We start from the raw sequence: 16,981 nt of genomic DNA on the forward strand, positions 1-16,981 counted from the left end.
TTTGAATAGCTCTTTAAAAATAAATCTAGAATTAACGTTGACGTATTGTCTTGTTTTGTTCAGTTTTCAAGGTTCAAGGCTTGTCCGCTCCGCTCTGAAGCGACTTTATTAATATAACACATCTTTCATTCTCGCGTCAACAACTTTTTGCATTTATTTTTCCGAAATGTTGTTTGCTGCATCAGCGACGCTTATAAATATAACATGCTGTTAATGTTATTGCAATATATTTTTAAGGAAAACTTTAAAAACTTTATCCATCCCTTCTGTTGTTCTGTTTAACAGTAAACCTCCATATACATTATTACTACGCATTCCTGAAAGGAGACTATTATCATGCTTTCTAACGTCGCATTATCTCTATCTTTCATCATGGCTGTGTATCTGTTTGCGTATTCATATGTACAAGCTCTTAAGATAAGCGAAAGTACTACACCTGTAAGAGGAATGACCTTCATCTTTTCCGTCGTCATGGCGTTTGTGTTTTCTGGTTTTACATACGTATTTTCTTAAAGGGGCTCTAGTTAAGTGAATAAAGTAAAAAGGAGTAAAGGAGTGACGGCTCCTTTACTCCTTTTTACTTCAGTTCCAGCAGCAACCCTTCTTCCTGGTGCGACTCACCACCAATGGTTAATACCTCTTCCTTAATGAGTGTAGGTTTAAAGGCATAATAGAAATGTTTGGAGGGATTCTCTTTCAACACCCAGATCCACATAGAGTTGTATCCTTGTTCTTTAAGACGTGTAGCGGCAATTTTTAAGAACTCTTTCCCGATGCCTTTACCTTGATATTCTTCCAGAAGATAAATGGCATACAATTCCCCTTCATACTCGCCTGAACGCTCTTTCCCAAATGAAACAAAGCCGATGATTTTCCCATCATCCAATTCACATACATACGTATGATGAGTTCCGGAAAGGATTTGTACCCACTTTTGTTCTCTTTCTTCTATTGATAAAGACTGAAGATAGTTTTCTGAAACGATTCCTTTGTACGTCGTTCTCCAGCTATGGACGTGTACGTATGCTAACCCGGGTGAGTCTTGAAGGTTTGCCTTTCTAAAGCGGAAGTTCTTCATTCTTTTTCACCTCGTTGACTTTTTGGACCATCTTTTTTAATTTCCTTTCTTCTATTAAGAAGAAGGTAACGCCGATGATTATGACAAGACCTCCAACCACTTGAGTCATCATCACTTTTTCAGCTAAGAGCCAATATGCAAGGATTGAAGCGCCGATTGGTTCAAATAGGATGGCCATAGAGATGGTTGAGGTGCTTAACCACTTCAGGGACCAGTTGAATAATGAATGACCTAATAGCGTCGGGATAATGGCAAGCAATAGAAAGTAGACCCAATCCTCTTTCGGATATGGCCCAAGGCTTTCGGAACGCATCATGACATATAAGAATAAAACGACTGAGCTGATCGCATAGACCAAATACGTGTAGGTAATGAGGGATAGCCGTTTTCTTATCGTCTGCCCGAATAACAGGTATCCTGTTACGAGAGCGCATGCCACCAATGCTAAAATATCTCCCCATAGCGCGCTTCCGCTTATTTTAAAATCTCCCCAGCTTATGATGATACTCCCACTAACAGCTAAAACCGCCGAGATGATGGCTCTCCCTGTTAGTTTTTCCTGAAAGAACAAGTAAGCCCCGATAAAAGCGAATAATGGCTGCAATGTGACGAGTACCGTAGAACTGGCAACCGAAGTATAATTTAAGGATTCAAACCAGAGTATGAAGTGAAAGGCCAGAAAGACCCCGGCTAAAATTGAAAACATCCAATCTCTTAGAGTAATAACTTTCAGTTCCTTCACATACTTTAAGAAAAATACTGGGGACATTAATAGAACTGTGAAAAACAACCGGTAAAAGGCCAAAACACCTGCTGGCGCACTCGATACTTTTACCAGGATAGCAGAGGTTGATACGGAGATGACTCCGATTGCGAGTAATAGATATGGATTAACCTTTGTGTCTGACATGACAAACCTCCTGATATGTATTCGTTGCTCCTATTTTATAATCAGCAGGGGTAAATTACTACATGAATTTTCAGGGATACACGTAGAACTGGAGGGGGCTTGATGGAACTATTAGATACAACATTCATGATAAAGCTGGGTGTATCTGCGGTTTTAGGATTAATCATAGGGCTTGAGAGAGAATTAAAGCGAAAGCCTGTAGGTTTAAAGACGTCTCTCGTTATATGTATCGTGAGTTGTTTATTAACGATTGTCTCTATAGAGTCTGCTTATATTTCGGAGGGATCGGATAAAGTAAATATCACGATGGATCCTTTGCGACTGGCAGCTCAGATTGTTTCAGGGATCGGTTTCTTAGGGGCAGGTGTGATTTTACGAAGAGGGAATGACAGTATCTCAGGGTTAACGACAGCAGCCATGATCTGGGGGGCGGCAGGAATTGGAATTGCTGTTGGAGCAGGCTTCTATATGGAAGCTACGGCTGGTGTGATCCTCTTGATTGTCTCCGTTGAAGTGGTGCCGATTATCATTACGTATTTAGGACCGAAACGATTGCGGGAAAAAGAGCTTTCCCTGCGTGCTATCATCTTGGAGAAAAAAGAGATCAAATCGATTATTGAACGAATTAAAGCTGAAGAAATTTCTATTGAAAATATCCGGATCAAAGACTTAAAGAATCAGCAGCACCTTTTGGAATTGAAAATCATTGTGGACTTCAGAAAAAAGACGGTAGACATTTACTATACGATTTCAGAAATAGAAGGGATAAAAGATGTGGAAATTGAAAGCTTATAGAAGTTAAGGAATGAGGATGCATGAACACCCTCTTTCCTTTTCATTTTTTGTGAAGCTGGAACTTTTTCACACATTCTAAATCCTGGACAACTTCCAGTACTTCATTAAATCGAAGGACACTTGGAGTTAATATAAGAAGGGAATATTTAAAGGCATCCACCCCCTCCATTTCATCTCCTTCTTCAATTTGGTATTGAGTGATCTCGATTCCATGATCATGAAGTGCGTCATTTATAGACGTGATATTACCCTTCCCCTTTTGCACAATCAGACTAAGGAGCAGGAGCTTCTTATGCTTCACTTTTTCCTTATAAAAGCTTTCCAGGTTGTTCAAGAAAAATAACGTCACGACGATTACCAGTGTTGTAAAGATCGCTAAATAATACATCCCAATGCCGACTACCAACCCTAAGCCTGCAACAACCCAAATACTGGCGGCAGTGGTTAAACCTCGAACCGTCACGCCTCCATGGACCATAATCGTTCCCGCACCAAGAAAGCCGATTCCCGAAATAACATAGGAAGGAATCCGACTTGGATCAAAACCAACTAATTGAGGGTGTTCGTCTAAAAACGGTTCGAATCCATATAGGGAAACAAGCATCAATAAACAGGAGCCGACACCCACAAGAATATGAGTGCGTAAACCTGCAGGGTGATTTTTAAATTCCCTCTCTATACCAATTAAGCCGCTCAGTAGAACGATTAACATAATACGAATAAGAGCAGTGTAAAACTCATCTGGGATCTCCAGATAATCTATCATCTCCATAACCTTTCCCCTCTCCATCATCTACCTATACTTTTTACCTGGAACGAACCTTTTAAAACGCAAAAATCAAAAAAACCAGGTGGAGTTCACCTGGTTCTTTCATGAATCATTTAATCGGCTTCTTTAATAACCCAACCATTACGGCTGTAATAATAGAGCCAATCAGTACTGCTAACAGATATAGGAACGGATTCCCTTCTACTACCGGGAATACGAATAATCCACCGTGGGGGGCAGGTAAACCAATCCCAAAGAACATCGCTAACGCTCCTGCAACCGCAGAACCTGTCACAATAGAAGGGATGACCCGGAACGGATCGGCTGCAGCAAATGGAATCGCTCCTTCTGTAATAAAGGATGCTCCCATAAAGTAAGCCGCGATACCCGCTTTTCGCTCATTATCATTGAACTTCTTCTTGAATAGTGTCGTTGCCAGTGCAAGCCCCAGTGGTGGTACCATTCCACCAGCCATGATGGCTGCATGGGGAGCAAGGTTCCCACCTTCAATCATGGCAATCCCGAATGTAAAGGCCGCTTTGTTGATCGGACCTCCCATGTCGACTGCCATCATGCCGCCAAGAACAAGTCCGAGTAAAATCAGGTTCCCTGTTCCTAATCCATCCAGCCAGTTTTGAATACCCGTATTCACTGCACTCAGTGGCTCCACAAGGAACTGAAGCATGATGAATCCAGTAATGAAAATTCCCAGCAACGGATAGATCAATACCGGTTTGATCCCTTCCAATGAAGGAGGGAAATTGTTTGTTAAACGCTTGATTCCGAGAACTACATAACCTGCTAAGAAACCGGCAATAATTCCACCTAAGAACCCGCTTTGACCCGTTGCAGCAATCAACCCGCCAATCATACCAGGGGCAAATCCTGGTCGGTCAGCTATACTCATGGCAATGAATCCCGCTAAGACAGGCACCATTAAGTAGAAGGCATTATCTCCGCCGATTTTCATTAGCATGGCTGCAAATTCATTATACTCAGGAGAATCAGGATTCGCTGACTGAATGCCGAATAAGAACGAGATCGCAATCAGGATCCCTCCACCTACAACGAAAGGGAGCATGTTAGAAACACCATTCATCAGATGCTTGTAAAAGCCTGACTTTTGTTTTTTCTCAGGACCGGCCCCAGTCTCACCAGATTGCTCTCTACCTTTATATAGAGGCGCTTCTTGTTTCATAGCCTGATTCAATAATTCTTCAGGACGTCTAATCGCTTCTGCAACAGGAACCTCAATCACAGGCTTTCCTTTAAACCGATTCATTTCCACTTTCGTATCGGCAGCTACGATTATAGCTACAGCGCTTTCAATCTCTGCAGAGGTTAAGACGTTCTTTGCTCCACCAGATCCATTCGTCTCTACTTTTAGATTCACACCAATTTCTTTCGCCTTGGCTTTCAACGCATCTGCTGCCATATACGTATGAGCAATCCCTGTAGGACATGCCGTTACGGCCAGGACCTTTCCTTCGCTTGTGGAAGTTTCAACAGGGATCTCTTCCTCGTCCTCTTGATCATGAACATTAATAATTTCTAAAACTTCTTCTTTTGATGAAGCATTCACTAACGCTTTGCGGACCTCGGAGTCCATCAGCATAGAAGAAAGACGGCTTAACGCTTCTAAATGTGTTTGATTGGCCCCTTCTGTTGCTGCAATCATAAAGAACAAATGAGCAGGAGCCCCATCGAGAGATTCATAGTCTACTCCTTGTTCTGATTTACCAAATGCAATCGCAGGTGTTTTGACTGCCGATGTTTTCGCGTGTGGAATGGCGATACCTTCCCCAATACCTGTTGTACTTTGCGCTTCGCGATTAAGAATCGCTTGCTTGAATTCTTTAGGGTCCTCTAGCTTCCCGCTTTTATCTAATACGGAAACCAATTCATCGATAACGCCCGTTTTGGATGCAGAAGATATATTTAGCTGAATCGTATCTTTCGTCAATAATTCCGTAATTCTCATGTTTGTTCCCCCCTATTTTTTCGTAATCTGAATTTCTGTAAATAAGCTTTCCACTTTCTCCGATGAGCAAAGACCGATTGAATAAGCCGTGGCAGTTCCAGCCGAGGTTCCTAAGCGGAATGCATCCTCAATGCTCCAGCCCCTTGATAGTCCCGCAAGGAATCCGGCAACGGTAGAATCTCCTGCTCCGACCGAGCTTTGCAACTCTCCACTTGGTACGGAAGAATACAATACCTCTTTACCGGTCAGTAAGAGGGCACCTTTTTCCGCCATTGAAACCATCACGTTTTCTACTCCGTAATCCTTCAACTTCTTTCCGTAGTGAACCGCATCATCAACTGACTCGATCTTCACATCAAACATCTCCCCCAGCTCATGATGATTCGGTTTGATCAAGAAGGGATTCAAGGAAAGAACTGGCTGAATCAAGTTCTTCTCGGCATCGATAATCACTTTCGTTCCTTGTTCCTTACATCGCTCAGCAATCTCCTGGTAAAATGATTTAGGCACCGATCCAGGTATGCTTCCAGCCAGAACGATCATGTCTTCTTCTGTTAATGATGATATTTGCTGGAGTAACTGCTTTATATGTGCCTCACGAATCGATGGTCCACTACCGTTGATTTCCGTTTCATCATCGGACTTAACCTTCACGTTAATTCGTGAAGCTTCTTCTACTTCGACAAATTCAGTTTTTATCTTTTCTTTATTTAAAAATTGTTTAATATACTCACCGGTAAATCCTCCTGCAAATCCAAGAGCAACACTTTCTACATTCAGTACATGTAAAACACGGGAGACATTGATCCCTTTGCCTCCGGGAAATGCACTTTCTTTCTCACTTCGGTTTAGACCTCCTTTTTGAAAGGAGTCAAGTTCCATAATGTAATCGACAGAAGGGTTCAGTGTTAAGGTATATATCATGGTGTCACAACCTTTATCGTAGTTTGTTTCATCATTTCCTTGTCATGTTCGCCGTCCAGTGCGTTCGTTATAATCATGGCTTTATCGAGATCCACAATTTTGCTAAATGCAATTTCTCCAAACTTGGAGTCATCCGTTAAGAAAATGGCTTCTCTTGATAATTCAATGGCCATACGCTTTACTTGAGCCTCCTCGGGATCAGGAGTCGTGAATCCATATTGAGCATGAACCCCGTTCGCCCCCATAAATGCTTTATCAAATCGATACTGTCGTAAGGATTCAACCGCTCCACTCCCGACCATCGCTCTTGTCACCGGCTTTACGTATCCGCCGATCATATACGTTTTAAAACCTTTTTGAATGAGGACGTCCACATGGGTCAACCCGTTCGTTACAACTACAATATCCATTTCCGGTAGATGGTCGATGAGATTCAAGGTCGTCGTGCCTGCATCCAAAAAGATGCAATCGCCTTCTTCTACGAGGGAAGCAGCATATTGACCGATGGACTGCTTTTCATGAAAGCTTTTGGATGATTTTTCAGAAACGCTCAATTCCTTCAATTTCCCTTGAAGCCTAGCAGCCCCACCATGTATACGTTTCAGAAACTTCTCTTGCTCGAGCTGTGTTAAGTCCCGGCGGATCGTTGACTCAGAAGCGTTCGTAACACCCACAATCTCTTGGATTTTTATCGCATCTTTCTCCTTCAACAAGTCTAAGATGATTCGATGTCGTTCCTCCGTTAACATAGCATTCTCCTACTTTCTCCGTTTCTTGTTACTTTCATTATAATGAGAACGGTTACAAAAATCAATCACTTTTAATCAAAAGTAATCATTTTCTATCATAAATCAATCAAAAACAACCATCCGTTTCTTTTTTATTCTCCTGTTGAATTCCTTTCATTATTCAACTGTTAAATTCGAGCCATTATTCGTATGTCAAATCCATGCCGATATTTGCCTGACAAACGCTAACGATTCATTCAACGGTTGAATCCGCCCCCTTCACAAAACCCATCAACCCAACCAACAAAAAAACAAGCCCCATCTCACCAAAATTGGTGGATGGAGCTTGTTTAAAGTTACTTATTTTATTCGTGGTTTTCTTCTTGTGAAGCTTCAGGATCTTCTGAGCTTTTTGGATTTGGATTATTATACTGATAATCCGAGCGATCTATCGGTTTATATCCTTCAGGTTTATAGAAGCGCAGTAGATCTTCGTAAACCACTTTATCGGAAAGCTCTAAACGCTTGTTCGCTTCCTTACTTGCTTCTTCACAGGCATTGTTTCCTTCTTCTACAGGTTGACCTGTTTCGTTATCGTAGCAGACTCCTTTAATTTCAGAGTACTTATCTGTAATGACATCACCATTACGGAAAGGTACGATTTGCTTGCGCTCTTCAGAAAGCAGGTCCTGACCGAAGCTTAGATAATCTTTAGTCTCTTCTCCCAGAAGGTGCATAATTGTAGGGCGAAGATCAATCTGTCCACCGAACGTATGGTTAACTCCACCTTCTGCACCAGAGTTAAGAATGAACAATGGTACCCGTTGCAGCTGAGCACTTTCATAGTTACCCACTTCTTTACCTAATACCTCGGACATCGCCTTATTATGGTTATCAGAAATTCCATAGTGATCACCATAAAGAACGATCATCGTATCTTCATATAGACCTTTTTCTTTTAAATCATTCACAAAGTCTTCTAATACCTGATCCATGTAATGAGACGTTTGGAAATATCGATCCACTACACCGTTACCTGTTTCACCTTGAGGGAAATTAGCATCTTCCTCATGACGGTCAAACGGGAAGTGATTGGATAACGTAATGAATTTTGTGTAGAACGGTTGTTTTAAGCTTTCCAGCATCGGTATTGAGTCTTCAAAGAACGGCTTATCCTTTAATCCATAAGGAAGCTGTTCTTCTGGATTACTCATATCATAATAAGTTGCATCGAAAAATTTGTCATACCCCATCGAACGGTACATCTCAGAACGGTTCCAGAATGTTTTGTAGTTACCGTGGAATACCGCTGACGTATATCCTTTTCCCTTTAGGATCGAAGGAGCTGATTGATACGTATTGTTAGCATGCGTCATGAATACAGCACCTTGAGGAAGAGGGAATAATGAGTTTTCAATAATAAACTCAGAATCAGATGTTTTCCCCTGACCTGTTTGATGGAAGAAGTTATCAAAGTACATCGCTTCTTTACTATCCACTAGAGAGTTCAAGAATGGTGTAACTTCCTCTCCATTTAGCTCTCTGCCAATCATAAATGTTTGCAGTGATTCCATAGAGATGTAGATAACGTTTTTCCCTTTTGCTTTACCAAAGTATTCAGGATTTGGGTCTACTTTATTTGCTTTTACGTAATTTTCAACTTCTGAAACTTCATTACTGTCGGCCATAGCACGCTTAGCAGATGTTTTAGAGTTTTGAACAATATCATAAAGCGTAAAGTTGTGAGTACCAAGATACTTCACCAGATAGTTACGGTCAAAACTGCGAGTCAATAATTCAGGACGATCAATGTTTGCTAACCCTAAGTTCAATAAGAACACAAGGACTGCAGATGTCATGACCGCAAATACTGAACGGAAACGCAATTTCTCCTGTGGCTTCACTTTCTTAAGAACCATTAATCCAATGATGATGAATAGATCCAAGAAATATAAAATATCGATTGGACTGATCAATTCGAGTGCACTGCCACCAAGACCGTTATTCGTTTTCGCCTGTAAAATAACAGGTACTGTAATAAAGTCATTAAAGAAGCGGTAGTACACGACGTTCGCGTATAGAACGAAGGACATTAACAAATTAATAACGATAAACGCAATATATCGTCCTTTGCCTTTCCAGAATAATGCGAAGGCAAAGAATAATAGGGCAGAACTTAATGGGTTAAAAAATAAAAGAAAATGCTGAAGCGCATTTTGTATTCCCAGGTTAAATTCAGCTAAATATACGGCATAAGTCTTAATCCAAAATAGTATAACGACTGTAAAGAAGAACGATAACTTCCCAGTACGCATATCATCAAACTGTCTTTTTAAGAAGTTCATGCTTCATCACCTTTTTTATTAGTATTTATTTAAATCATGTATGACTGAAAGTTTATTAAGAATTTGTTTAGCAAATGTAAATTCATTTGAATCAACAACGAGTATTATAACAAAAAATAATTTCATGTGTATAACATTTTGTTGAGATTCGTAACAAAAATATTTCATGAAAATTCGACATTCCGTATCAAGCGAGGCAGGAAAGCTTGAGCTGTCAAGGCTTTGTTCATTTTGAACGATTCGTGAACGACCCATACTTTCCCAATCTTGTGGATATATATACTAGAAATGTTAATAGTGATTTAAGATTGTTTACTCAGTGTAAACTTATTCCCTGGAATTCTCTTATACAAACCTAAAGATACTATGAAATTTTTACCAAGTTCTTTGTTTTCTTCTTCAATTATTATGCGCATGCCCTTCTACATTTTTACCTTATCAAAGTCATCCTGCACCGGTGAACCTTTTCTTTCATTATGTGGCCGATAAGCCGCTTTGAATTTCTCTTTATAATAAGAATGGCCGCTCGTTGTCTGGACATATCCCTCTATCATCAATGAAATTGATAGCATTGTGGCAGAAAAGAACAGAATAGGTGTCAGTGGAACCCACGGTGCTCCTTGAAGGTACCTGAATGAGTCCCCGATCAGCCCCGACCATTCGTAGGTGATGGATCTTGGAGGGTCTTTGATCATTTGATAGTCTACATCGGTTCCCCCTAGGAACAGGGTCAGTAACCCTAAATGAATAAAGATGATCAGGGTCTGCATGAATTGCTGTCCAAGTACGATCACAAGCTTTTCTTTCAATCCGGGTAAAATATGTTTGAAAATGATCCGCCATTTTCCCGCTCCAAGTGTTTTCGCACTCATGATGAATTCCTGTTTGTAGAGCATAGAGACTTCGTTGCCAAACAAAACTGACAAAATGGGCACAATAAGGAAGGTCAAAATCAATATTTCAATGATGAAGCGTTCAACGATCGAATTAGGAAACCCGCCAAATGGTTCCCAAAGAATCGGTTCCAACAAAAAATAAGCAAGAATCGTTAAGGGGATGTAATGGAAGGAATCGATCCAGCCATTGATGTATTTCTTATACTTCACAAGAAATGTCCCTAGAATGAGTCCGATCGGGATCGCTAATAATACACGTAGAAAGGCAATCACTAATGCGGTTAAAATCGTGTACTTTGCTCCGATAATGATTTTACCGAGCATATCAAGCCCCTGGGGGTCGGTTCCAAATGGGAATAGCCATTTAGGTGATATCGGGGAGGATTCCACAACAACACCATCAATACTAATGAAATACAGTCTTCTCACTTCATTCCCCCACACCAACGAATACATAAAACTGGACAGGAGCATGAGGGCAATAAACGTAAATCCGATAAGAAATAATGGATTTTGCCACACACTTTTCTTCATATTATATTTCCTCCCCCTTGTTCGCTTTTTTTGAGAGAACGATTTCTCCCACTGTGTAGAAGACAAACAAAGGAATGAAAATGGAAAGAACCGCAATGGTAAACATTTTCGGCTGCAACGTCGACATTAAGAAGCGGGTTATTCCTGCTATATTGAATAGCAGCTCCAGCACAAATAGATTAGAGAGCATAAACCAGATGGTCTTTTTTGATTGAAAGAACACGGAGATAACCGCATTCCTTAAAATATGAAAGGTTACTATCACCAGTTTACCGAGTCCAATGGATTGTGCCAATGTGACATAGTCTTTTCTTTCTTCATTCTCAAATGAAAGAATAGACATCCTGAACAACTGAACTGTGGGCAGAATCGCCAATACCAGAACCGGCAGAAGAAAGGCCCGTTCCATATCAACTGAAGCAATTTCAAAAAACAGTATCTCTGTTTGTTTATAGAGAAAGAGGACAAGTAATTGAGCACTCAGGATAACCAGTACATCCGGAACGGATTCGAATAAATAAAACATAAACTTGATTCGATTCCGGTTTTTTTGAGAAAACAACATGGTGAGGATCGTGAGGAGAATACTTAAGAAGCCGGCCAGAAGAAAGGCAGAAAACAACACGAGTAACGAATAGGTGATCGGCTCCCACAAATAAGGAAACAAGTCGCGTTCTTTTTGGCCACCGATAGTGACATATGTTAAATCCCCCGGGTGAAACAGGGCAGACACGATTTCTTTAATGGATTGCCAATACGCCTGCAACCTTAATTCACGATGCCCTATACCGGAAAGGAGAACGGGCAGTCCGCCTATAAAAATAATGCCTACTATAGATAAGAAGAATTTAAGTAAAATACCGCCAATACCCCTCAATGGATTGTCCTCCTGTTGGATTATTATTTTTAATAGTATCATAGATTACCGGTGTTTATACATATTTTTCCTGTTTTCGATATTTCTTTTCGTAAGGCTGTTTTCGTAAACTTTGTTGCTTATGAAAAAGCGAGTAGTGGTTGATTTCCGCTCCAGGTGCTCGCTTTCCGCGGGGCGTGAGTTGAGCCTCCTCGGGCTTTGCCCTGCGGGGTCTCAACTTTCCCGCTATTCCCGCAGGAGTCGAGCACCTGCAGCGAGAATCAACTTTCTAAGCAATGTGTTTTTTAATAAAATCTAAAAAAGATAAAATTAATTTTTAGAAAGCAACCTCTTATAAAAAGCGCCTTTTTAATTTCTGTCAAGAAAATCTCTTATAGATGGTGAGGGGAACTGCGTAGACTCCTGCGGAAGTATGGTCGTGCCGAGACCCCGGAAGCGAAGCTGAGGAGGCTCGGCCGAACGCTAGCTGCAAGCGGAGCAGTTCCCCTCACCATCCAGCACACACTGATTGACAGAGCCCTATCAGATTCAATGTTATTAAACAAACTTAACGAAAAGAGCCTTTTCAAAAGTCTCCAAAACAAAAAAAATGACCGAAATCCTTTAAAGGACTCCGGTCATTTTAGATTTAGACTTTGGAAAAGAACACAAACTTTTGTTTTATAAGCTTTTGCTATTGAATGATTCTGCGGGCAGTTACGTAATTTTCTTGGTACCAGCTTCTATCCAGGTTTCGCTTAACTACGCCCACGCTCTTGCCGGCAGACATGATTACTTCATTGTTGCCTACGTAGATCGCGGTGTTGACAATTTTTCCATTACTTGAAGAATTCGAGAAGAACACTAAGTCGCCTTTCTTCAATTGGGATTTGCTGATGCTTTGGCCTTTTGTCGCTTGACCTGCTGCAGTTTTATCCTGAAGATCGATTCCGTTCTGTTTAAATACATAATAAGCAAGTCCCGCACTGTTGAAGCTCATTGTACTTTCATCATAAGAATACCCATACTGAGCTTTTCCCATTAAATCTTCTGCCAGGCTTGATACTTCTGTGCCTTTATCTTGAGCAGGGGCAGGCTTGTCTTCCGTGTTCTCTGGTTTTTCCTCAGGTTGAACATCCGTTTCTGGTTCAGGTTTTTCCTGAGGGGCAGTAGGTGTCTGTCCATCCGGTTGAGGTTCCACTGAAGGTGCTTCAGGTTCTGTCGTTTCAGGTTGATCTTCTGTATCAGCCGCTTTCACATCAATCACACGGCGCGCTGTAACATAATGTTCGTCGTAGTAGCCGTTAAGAATAACGCTTTTCTTGATTCCTGCTTGAGAACCGGCAGCGTGGACGATTTGATCATTCCCGGCATAAACACCTACATGAACAATCTTTCCGTTACTTGAATTATTTGAAAGGAACACAAGGTCACCCTTTTGAAGGTCTTGACGTTTAACCGGTTCACCCAGTTTTGATTGTTCACTGGCTGTTTTTGATTTCAGGTCGATTCCTACTTGTTTAAACGAATAATAAGTCATTCCTGCACCATTGAAGGTCAAGGTTTCTTCATTATAAGGCGTGCCGTAAGATGCTTTTCCAATTAAACCTTCCGCAATTTCAACTACCTTTTCCCCAGTTGAGGATGCTGCTTGATCAAACATAAAGGAAGGAAGTACACGGCGTGCTGTTTTATAGTTTTTCTGATAATATTCTTTTCCGTCTAAGTCTGAGATAAGAATATCATTCTCTTCGTCTGCCATATGAATGATCTTGTTATCGCCTATATATATTCCATTATGAGTCACAGGATCATTATCATTCGGATTTGAGTCAAAGAAAACAATGTCTCCCTTTTGCAGCTGATCCTTTGGTACATACTCACCTAATTGAGCCTGTACGTTTGTATCCCTTGTTGCAAGGTCGATACCGTTCTGTTTGAAGGCATAGTAAATGAACCCACTGCAGCCAAATTGATGTGGCGGGTTATAAACATACCTTTCGTATGTCGCTTTGCCTATTAAACTCTTTGCAGTAGATATGATATTATCAGCTTTCTGCTCTACCTCAGCTTGTTGGGGAGCTGTTGCTGCATTTGCTTGCTGCACAAGCGGAATAGACACAGAGCTGAACGTCAAAGCAACTGTGCAAACCGCTGTTGTCATTAATTTCTTCATGTTTCTACCTCCTGTGAATAAAGTGAAATTTTCTAATAATTAACCACAGAAAGTATAACATTGATTTTCACCCAAAAATGGATGTAATAATTGCCAAGGATGTTTTGTCATACATGCGGGGGTAAGTGAATAGGTCTTTATTCTCACCTGTTTATTCTTTCATTTTAAGGGACTTTGCAAGCCCTATTAATTCTCTATCCATCATAGAACCCTTAACTAAAAGAATGGTTTTTTCATCTAGCAGATTTTCGACATATTCCTTTACAAGAGCTGTTGAAGCTGCTGTGAATACCTTTCCTTTAAACCCATATTTTTTTGCCTGCTCTGCTAAATGCTTTGTATTTTCCCCCACCGCAATTAAGATATCGATTTTTGTAGATGCAATTAATTTTCCTAAATCATGATAAATTCCCCTTACATGACTTCCTAAATAGGCAATATCACCTAATAATAAAGCGTTTGTTTTATTATTTCCCAGAGTTTCCAATACTTGAATGGCTGCTGCGACTGATGTTGGGTTTGAGCTCCACGTGTCATCGATGATCACAGAAGCATTGATGCCCTCTTCAACCTGGAGATGCCGTTCCAGATTTTCAAAAGCCCTCAATCGTATCACTGCCTTCTTAAGGTTCAACCCGATTTTATGGGCTGCTGCAAGAGCAAACAGCGCATTGTAAATCTGATGCTCACCATATCCCGGTAAATAGGCTCTATAAGTCTTCTCTTTATGGTGCAAAGTAAATGACATTCCGTTCTTTTTGTAAACCATATCACTTGCCCTATAATCAGCACTTTCACTTGTTCCACAATAAATGATATCGCCGGTGAAACCTGTGAGAGATATTTTTTTTGTGTTTTCATCCTCGCTGTTTAGGATAAGAGTGCCACCTTTCCTGACACCTGATACGATCTCGGATTTTGCTTTAATATATCCGTCTAACGTCTTACACTTATCCAAATGATCGACACCGATCGTTGTAATGATTCCAATCGTGGGCTGAAACACCTTGCAATGATAGTGAAGATTACCCGGACCGTTCAGACCCGTTTCAAACACGGCAGCATCTGTATTTTCATCGATTCGCATTAGATATTGGAAGGATTTCCTGGTGGCATTCCTGCTTCTGATGGTGGATTGAATGGAATGTGTGGAGGATAAAAGGTGGGAAAGCATTTCTTTGGTAGTGGTTTTTCCACAAGTACCTGTAACTGCGACGATCGGCAGTTCAAATAATTGCCGGTAATACCGGGTAAAAGCCCAGAAGGCGTCATCTGCATCTTGGACCCTTATCATACCGGCAGCTTCTATATCCTTCAGTTCTTCATCGCTTTTATCGGTTACGATGACATAAGGCGAATATCTTTTCGCCTTATCAATGTGAAAGGCTTTGCGCTTCTTCAAAAAAATTAACGTATGTTTCTCTTTTATTCTGTGTAAATGTGAAACCATTGCATCCTTCACGACGAAATTTTCATCCCCGTATACGACCTCTCCGTTCATCACACCTATCAATTCTTTCAGTGGCAGAGGTTTCATTGTCTCACTCCTGTCCTAATGTTATCGTTCATCATGCTGCTTCCTTTCCATTTCACCTTTCTTGATAATATGTTCTTTAAGTTCCATTAGATCATTATCTGTATTTGAACACTTAAACAAACATAAACTATCAGGTGATAATAATGAGATGACCTTTTGATATACGTCTTGAATATTTAAATATGAGTATACTTGGATATGCGTGTTTTTTTCTTCTACTCTATCAGCGATTTTTTTAGAGTTCTGTCCATAGGTTATGAGAACATCTATGTTTTGCTCCGAAATCATCTCCCCAACTTCTAAATGCGTTTTTGTCGTGTGATCTCCCAACCTGCCGATATCGCCGATTAATACGATCTTTTTCCGGTTGTACGCAATGGATTGCAGGACTTTCAATGCCTCTTTTAATGCTCCGGGAGTTAAACTCCATGAATCATCAATGATGGTAGAATCCTTGATCCCCTGCTTCACTTGTAAGTGTTTCTCCAGTACATTAAACGATTGCAGTGCATTGATGGCATTGGTGATATCCACACCCACATTCAGTACAGCACCGATCGCTGCCATTGCATTATAAGCCTGATGCTCGCCGAGACAAGGCAGAACCACGGAATATTGTTTATAATCATATGTCATCGTGAACTTGGTTTGACTTGAATCCATTTTAATATCAGTAGCTCTCAAATCTGTCCCTGCGGATTTCCCAAAGGAAACCAGCTTCCCTTTATAGTCTTTTAATGGAAGTGTTGCTATATTTTCATCGTCTCCATTTACAAGTAAAGTCCCTTTGTTTTTTAAACCTTCAATGATTTCTCCCTTTGCTAAGATATAATTTTCCAATGTTTTACATTTATCCAAATGAAAGATTCCTATGTTCGTGATGATTCCGATGGTAGGCTGGAAGATATCACAATGATATCGAAGATTTCCGGGAGCCCCCAAGCCGGTTTCGAATACACCCACTTCTGTATCCTCATCGATTCCCATCAGATATTCGAAGGACTTCCTTGGCGCATTTCTGCTTCTTACAGTGGACTGAACGGAATACTGCTTTTTTAAAATATGAACAATCATATCTTTAGTCGTTGTTTTACCATCCGTTCCAGTAATGGCAATAACGGGTATATTGAATAAGCTTCTATAATATTCAGCAAATGCAAATATGGCTTTTCTGATATTTTCCACCTCAATCACCGCAAAGGCTTCCTGATATTTCTCCCTGCTATTCCTCGCATCACTAATGATGACAAAGGGTTCCAGATGTTGTATTTTCTCATAGTTGAATGGCTGCCTTCTATCTAAAAAGATCATGGTGTGGCTCTGAATGATGGGATGGAGATGATAAATGACTGCATCTTTCACCACTACATCCTTTGAACCATGAACCAAGCGCCCTCCCACCACCTCTATTACTTCCTTTAGCTGTAAACGTTTCACCATTCACCCTCCCTT

The 16,981-nt window shown here is 40.7% G+C and carries 14 protein-coding genes; 2 read left to right on the forward strand and 12 right to left on the reverse strand.

Going from position 1 to position 16,981, the window contains the following annotated elements:
* The first annotated feature begins 336 nt into the window (after positions 1–336).
* Positions 337–513, forward strand: a complete 177-nt coding sequence (locus tag RSX31_RS14030) for a hypothetical protein (RefSeq protein ID WP_187443431.1) — start codon at positions 337–339, stop codon at positions 511–513.
* Positions 514–577: 64 nt separating this feature from the next.
* Here RSX31_RS14030 and RSX31_RS14035 read toward each other — a convergent pair whose 3' ends face one another.
* Positions 578–1,078, reverse strand: coding sequence for a GNAT family N-acetyltransferase (locus RSX31_RS14035; RefSeq protein ID WP_315634957.1), 501 nt, complete (start codon positions 1,076–1,078; stop codon positions 578–580).
* The gene (locus tag RSX31_RS14040) at positions 1,059–1,988 is read right to left on the reverse strand and encodes a DMT family transporter (protein ID WP_148995190.1); all 930 of its coding nucleotides are present in this window, start codon (positions 1,986–1,988) and stop codon (positions 1,059–1,061) included. Before RSX31_RS14040 ends, RSX31_RS14035 begins: the two co-directional genes overlap by 20 nt.
* Positions 1,989–2,090: 102 nt before the next feature.
* Here RSX31_RS14040 and RSX31_RS14045 point away from each other — a divergent pair, with 102 nt between their 5' ends.
* Positions 2,091–2,783, forward strand: coding sequence for an MgtC/SapB family protein (locus RSX31_RS14045; protein WP_148995191.1), 693 nt, complete (start codon positions 2,091–2,093; stop codon positions 2,781–2,783).
* 40 nt (positions 2,784–2,823) lie between these two features.
* Here RSX31_RS14045 and RSX31_RS14050 read toward each other — a convergent pair whose 3' ends face one another.
* From RSX31_RS14050 to RSX31_RS14095, 10 genes are all read right to left on the reverse strand, one after another.
* The gene (locus RSX31_RS14050; RefSeq protein WP_148995192.1) at positions 2,824–3,555 is read right to left on the reverse strand and encodes an MgtC/SapB family protein; all 732 of its coding nucleotides are present in this window, start codon (positions 3,553–3,555) and stop codon (positions 2,824–2,826) included.
* A 106-nt stretch (positions 3,556–3,661) separates the two neighbouring features.
* Positions 3,662–5,533 carry a PTS fructose transporter subunit IIABC gene (locus RSX31_RS14055; RefSeq protein WP_315634958.1) on the reverse strand — a complete coding sequence of 624 codons (1,872 nt, stop codon included), beginning with the start codon at positions 5,531–5,533 and terminating at the stop codon, positions 3,662–3,664.
* A 12-nt stretch (positions 5,534–5,545) separates the two neighbouring features.
* A complete protein-coding gene (gene pfkB / locus RSX31_RS14060; protein WP_315634959.1) occupies positions 5,546–6,457 on the reverse strand; it encodes a 1-phosphofructokinase in 912 nt (303 codons plus the stop codon).
* On the reverse strand, positions 6,454–7,206 hold the full coding sequence (locus tag RSX31_RS14065) for a DeoR/GlpR family DNA-binding transcription regulator (RefSeq protein WP_315634960.1): 753 nt from the start codon (positions 7,204–7,206) through the stop codon (positions 6,454–6,456). Before RSX31_RS14065 ends, pfkB begins: the two co-directional genes overlap by 4 nt.
* Before the next feature lie 344 nt (positions 7,207–7,550).
* Positions 7,551–9,530, reverse strand: a complete 1,980-nt coding sequence (locus RSX31_RS14070; protein ID WP_315634961.1) for an LTA synthase family protein — start codon at positions 9,528–9,530, stop codon at positions 7,551–7,553.
* A gap of 422 nt (positions 9,531–9,952) precedes the next feature.
* On the reverse strand, positions 9,953–10,960 hold the full coding sequence (locus tag RSX31_RS14075; RefSeq protein WP_315634962.1) for an ABC transporter permease: 1,008 nt from the start codon (positions 10,958–10,960) through the stop codon (positions 9,953–9,955).
* A gap of 1 nt (position 10,961) precedes the next feature.
* On the reverse strand, positions 10,962–11,837 hold the full coding sequence (locus tag RSX31_RS14080) for an ABC transporter permease subunit (RefSeq protein ID WP_315634963.1): 876 nt from the start codon (positions 11,835–11,837) through the stop codon (positions 10,962–10,964).
* A gap of 673 nt (positions 11,838–12,510) precedes the next feature.
* Positions 12,511–13,992 (reverse strand): C40 family peptidase, encoded by a 1,482-nt coding sequence (locus tag RSX31_RS14085; RefSeq protein WP_315634964.1) that lies wholly within the window; start codon positions 13,990–13,992, stop codon positions 12,511–12,513.
* A gap of 151 nt (positions 13,993–14,143) precedes the next feature.
* Positions 14,144–15,529, reverse strand: a complete 1,386-nt coding sequence (locus RSX31_RS14090) for a UDP-N-acetylmuramoyl-tripeptide--D-alanyl-D-alanine ligase (protein WP_315634965.1) — start codon at positions 15,527–15,529, stop codon at positions 14,144–14,146.
* Positions 15,530–15,550: 21 nt separating this feature from the next.
* A complete protein-coding gene (locus tag RSX31_RS14095) occupies positions 15,551–16,966 on the reverse strand; it encodes a Mur ligase family protein (protein ID WP_315634966.1) in 1,416 nt (471 codons plus the stop codon).
* Between the last annotated feature and the right edge of the window lie 15 nt (positions 16,967–16,981).

It is taken from the genome of Rossellomorea yichunensis, assembly GCF_032337515.1.
Classification (GTDB): Bacteria; Bacillota; Bacilli; order Bacillales; family Bacillaceae_B; genus Rossellomorea; species Rossellomorea yichunensis.

Bases quoted from the DNA above. Each gene is read 5' to 3' on its own strand.
- RSX31_RS14050 (WP_148995192.1), bottom strand. From the start codon at position 3,555: ATGGAGATGATAGATTATCTGGAGATCCCAGATGAGTTTTACACTGCT.
- RSX31_RS14055 (WP_315634958.1), bottom strand. From the start codon at position 5,533: ATGAGAATTACGGAATTATTGACGAAAGATACGATTCAGCTAAATATA.
- RSX31_RS14040 (WP_148995190.1), bottom strand. From the start codon at position 1,988: ATGTCAGACACAAAGGTTAATCCATATCTATTACTCGCAATCGGAGTC.
- RSX31_RS14090 (WP_315634965.1), bottom strand. From the start codon at position 15,529: ATGAAACCTCTGCCACTGAAAGAATTGATAGGTGTGATGAACGGAGAG.
- RSX31_RS14085 (WP_315634964.1), bottom strand. From the start codon at position 13,992: ATGAAGAAATTAATGACAACAGCGGTTTGCACAGTTGCTTTGACGTTC.
- RSX31_RS14075 (WP_315634962.1), bottom strand. From the start codon at position 10,960: ATGAAGAAAAGTGTGTGGCAAAATCCATTATTTCTTATCGGATTTACG.
- RSX31_RS14065 (WP_315634960.1), bottom strand. From the start codon at position 7,206: ATGTTAACGGAGGAACGACATCGAATCATCTTAGACTTGTTGAAGGAG.
- pfkB (WP_315634959.1), bottom strand. From the start codon at position 6,457: ATGATATATACCTTAACACTGAACCCTTCTGTCGATTACATTATGGAA.
- RSX31_RS14070 (WP_315634961.1), bottom strand. From the start codon at position 9,530: ATGAACTTCTTAAAAAGACAGTTTGATGATATGCGTACTGGGAAGTTA.
- RSX31_RS14035 (WP_315634957.1), bottom strand. From the start codon at position 1,078: ATGAAGAACTTCCGCTTTAGAAAGGCAAACCTTCAAGACTCACCCGGG.
- RSX31_RS14045 (WP_148995191.1), top strand. From the start codon at position 2,091: ATGGAACTATTAGATACAACATTCATGATAAAGCTGGGTGTATCTGCG.
- RSX31_RS14030 (WP_187443431.1), top strand. From the start codon at position 337: ATGCTTTCTAACGTCGCATTATCTCTATCTTTCATCATGGCTGTGTAT.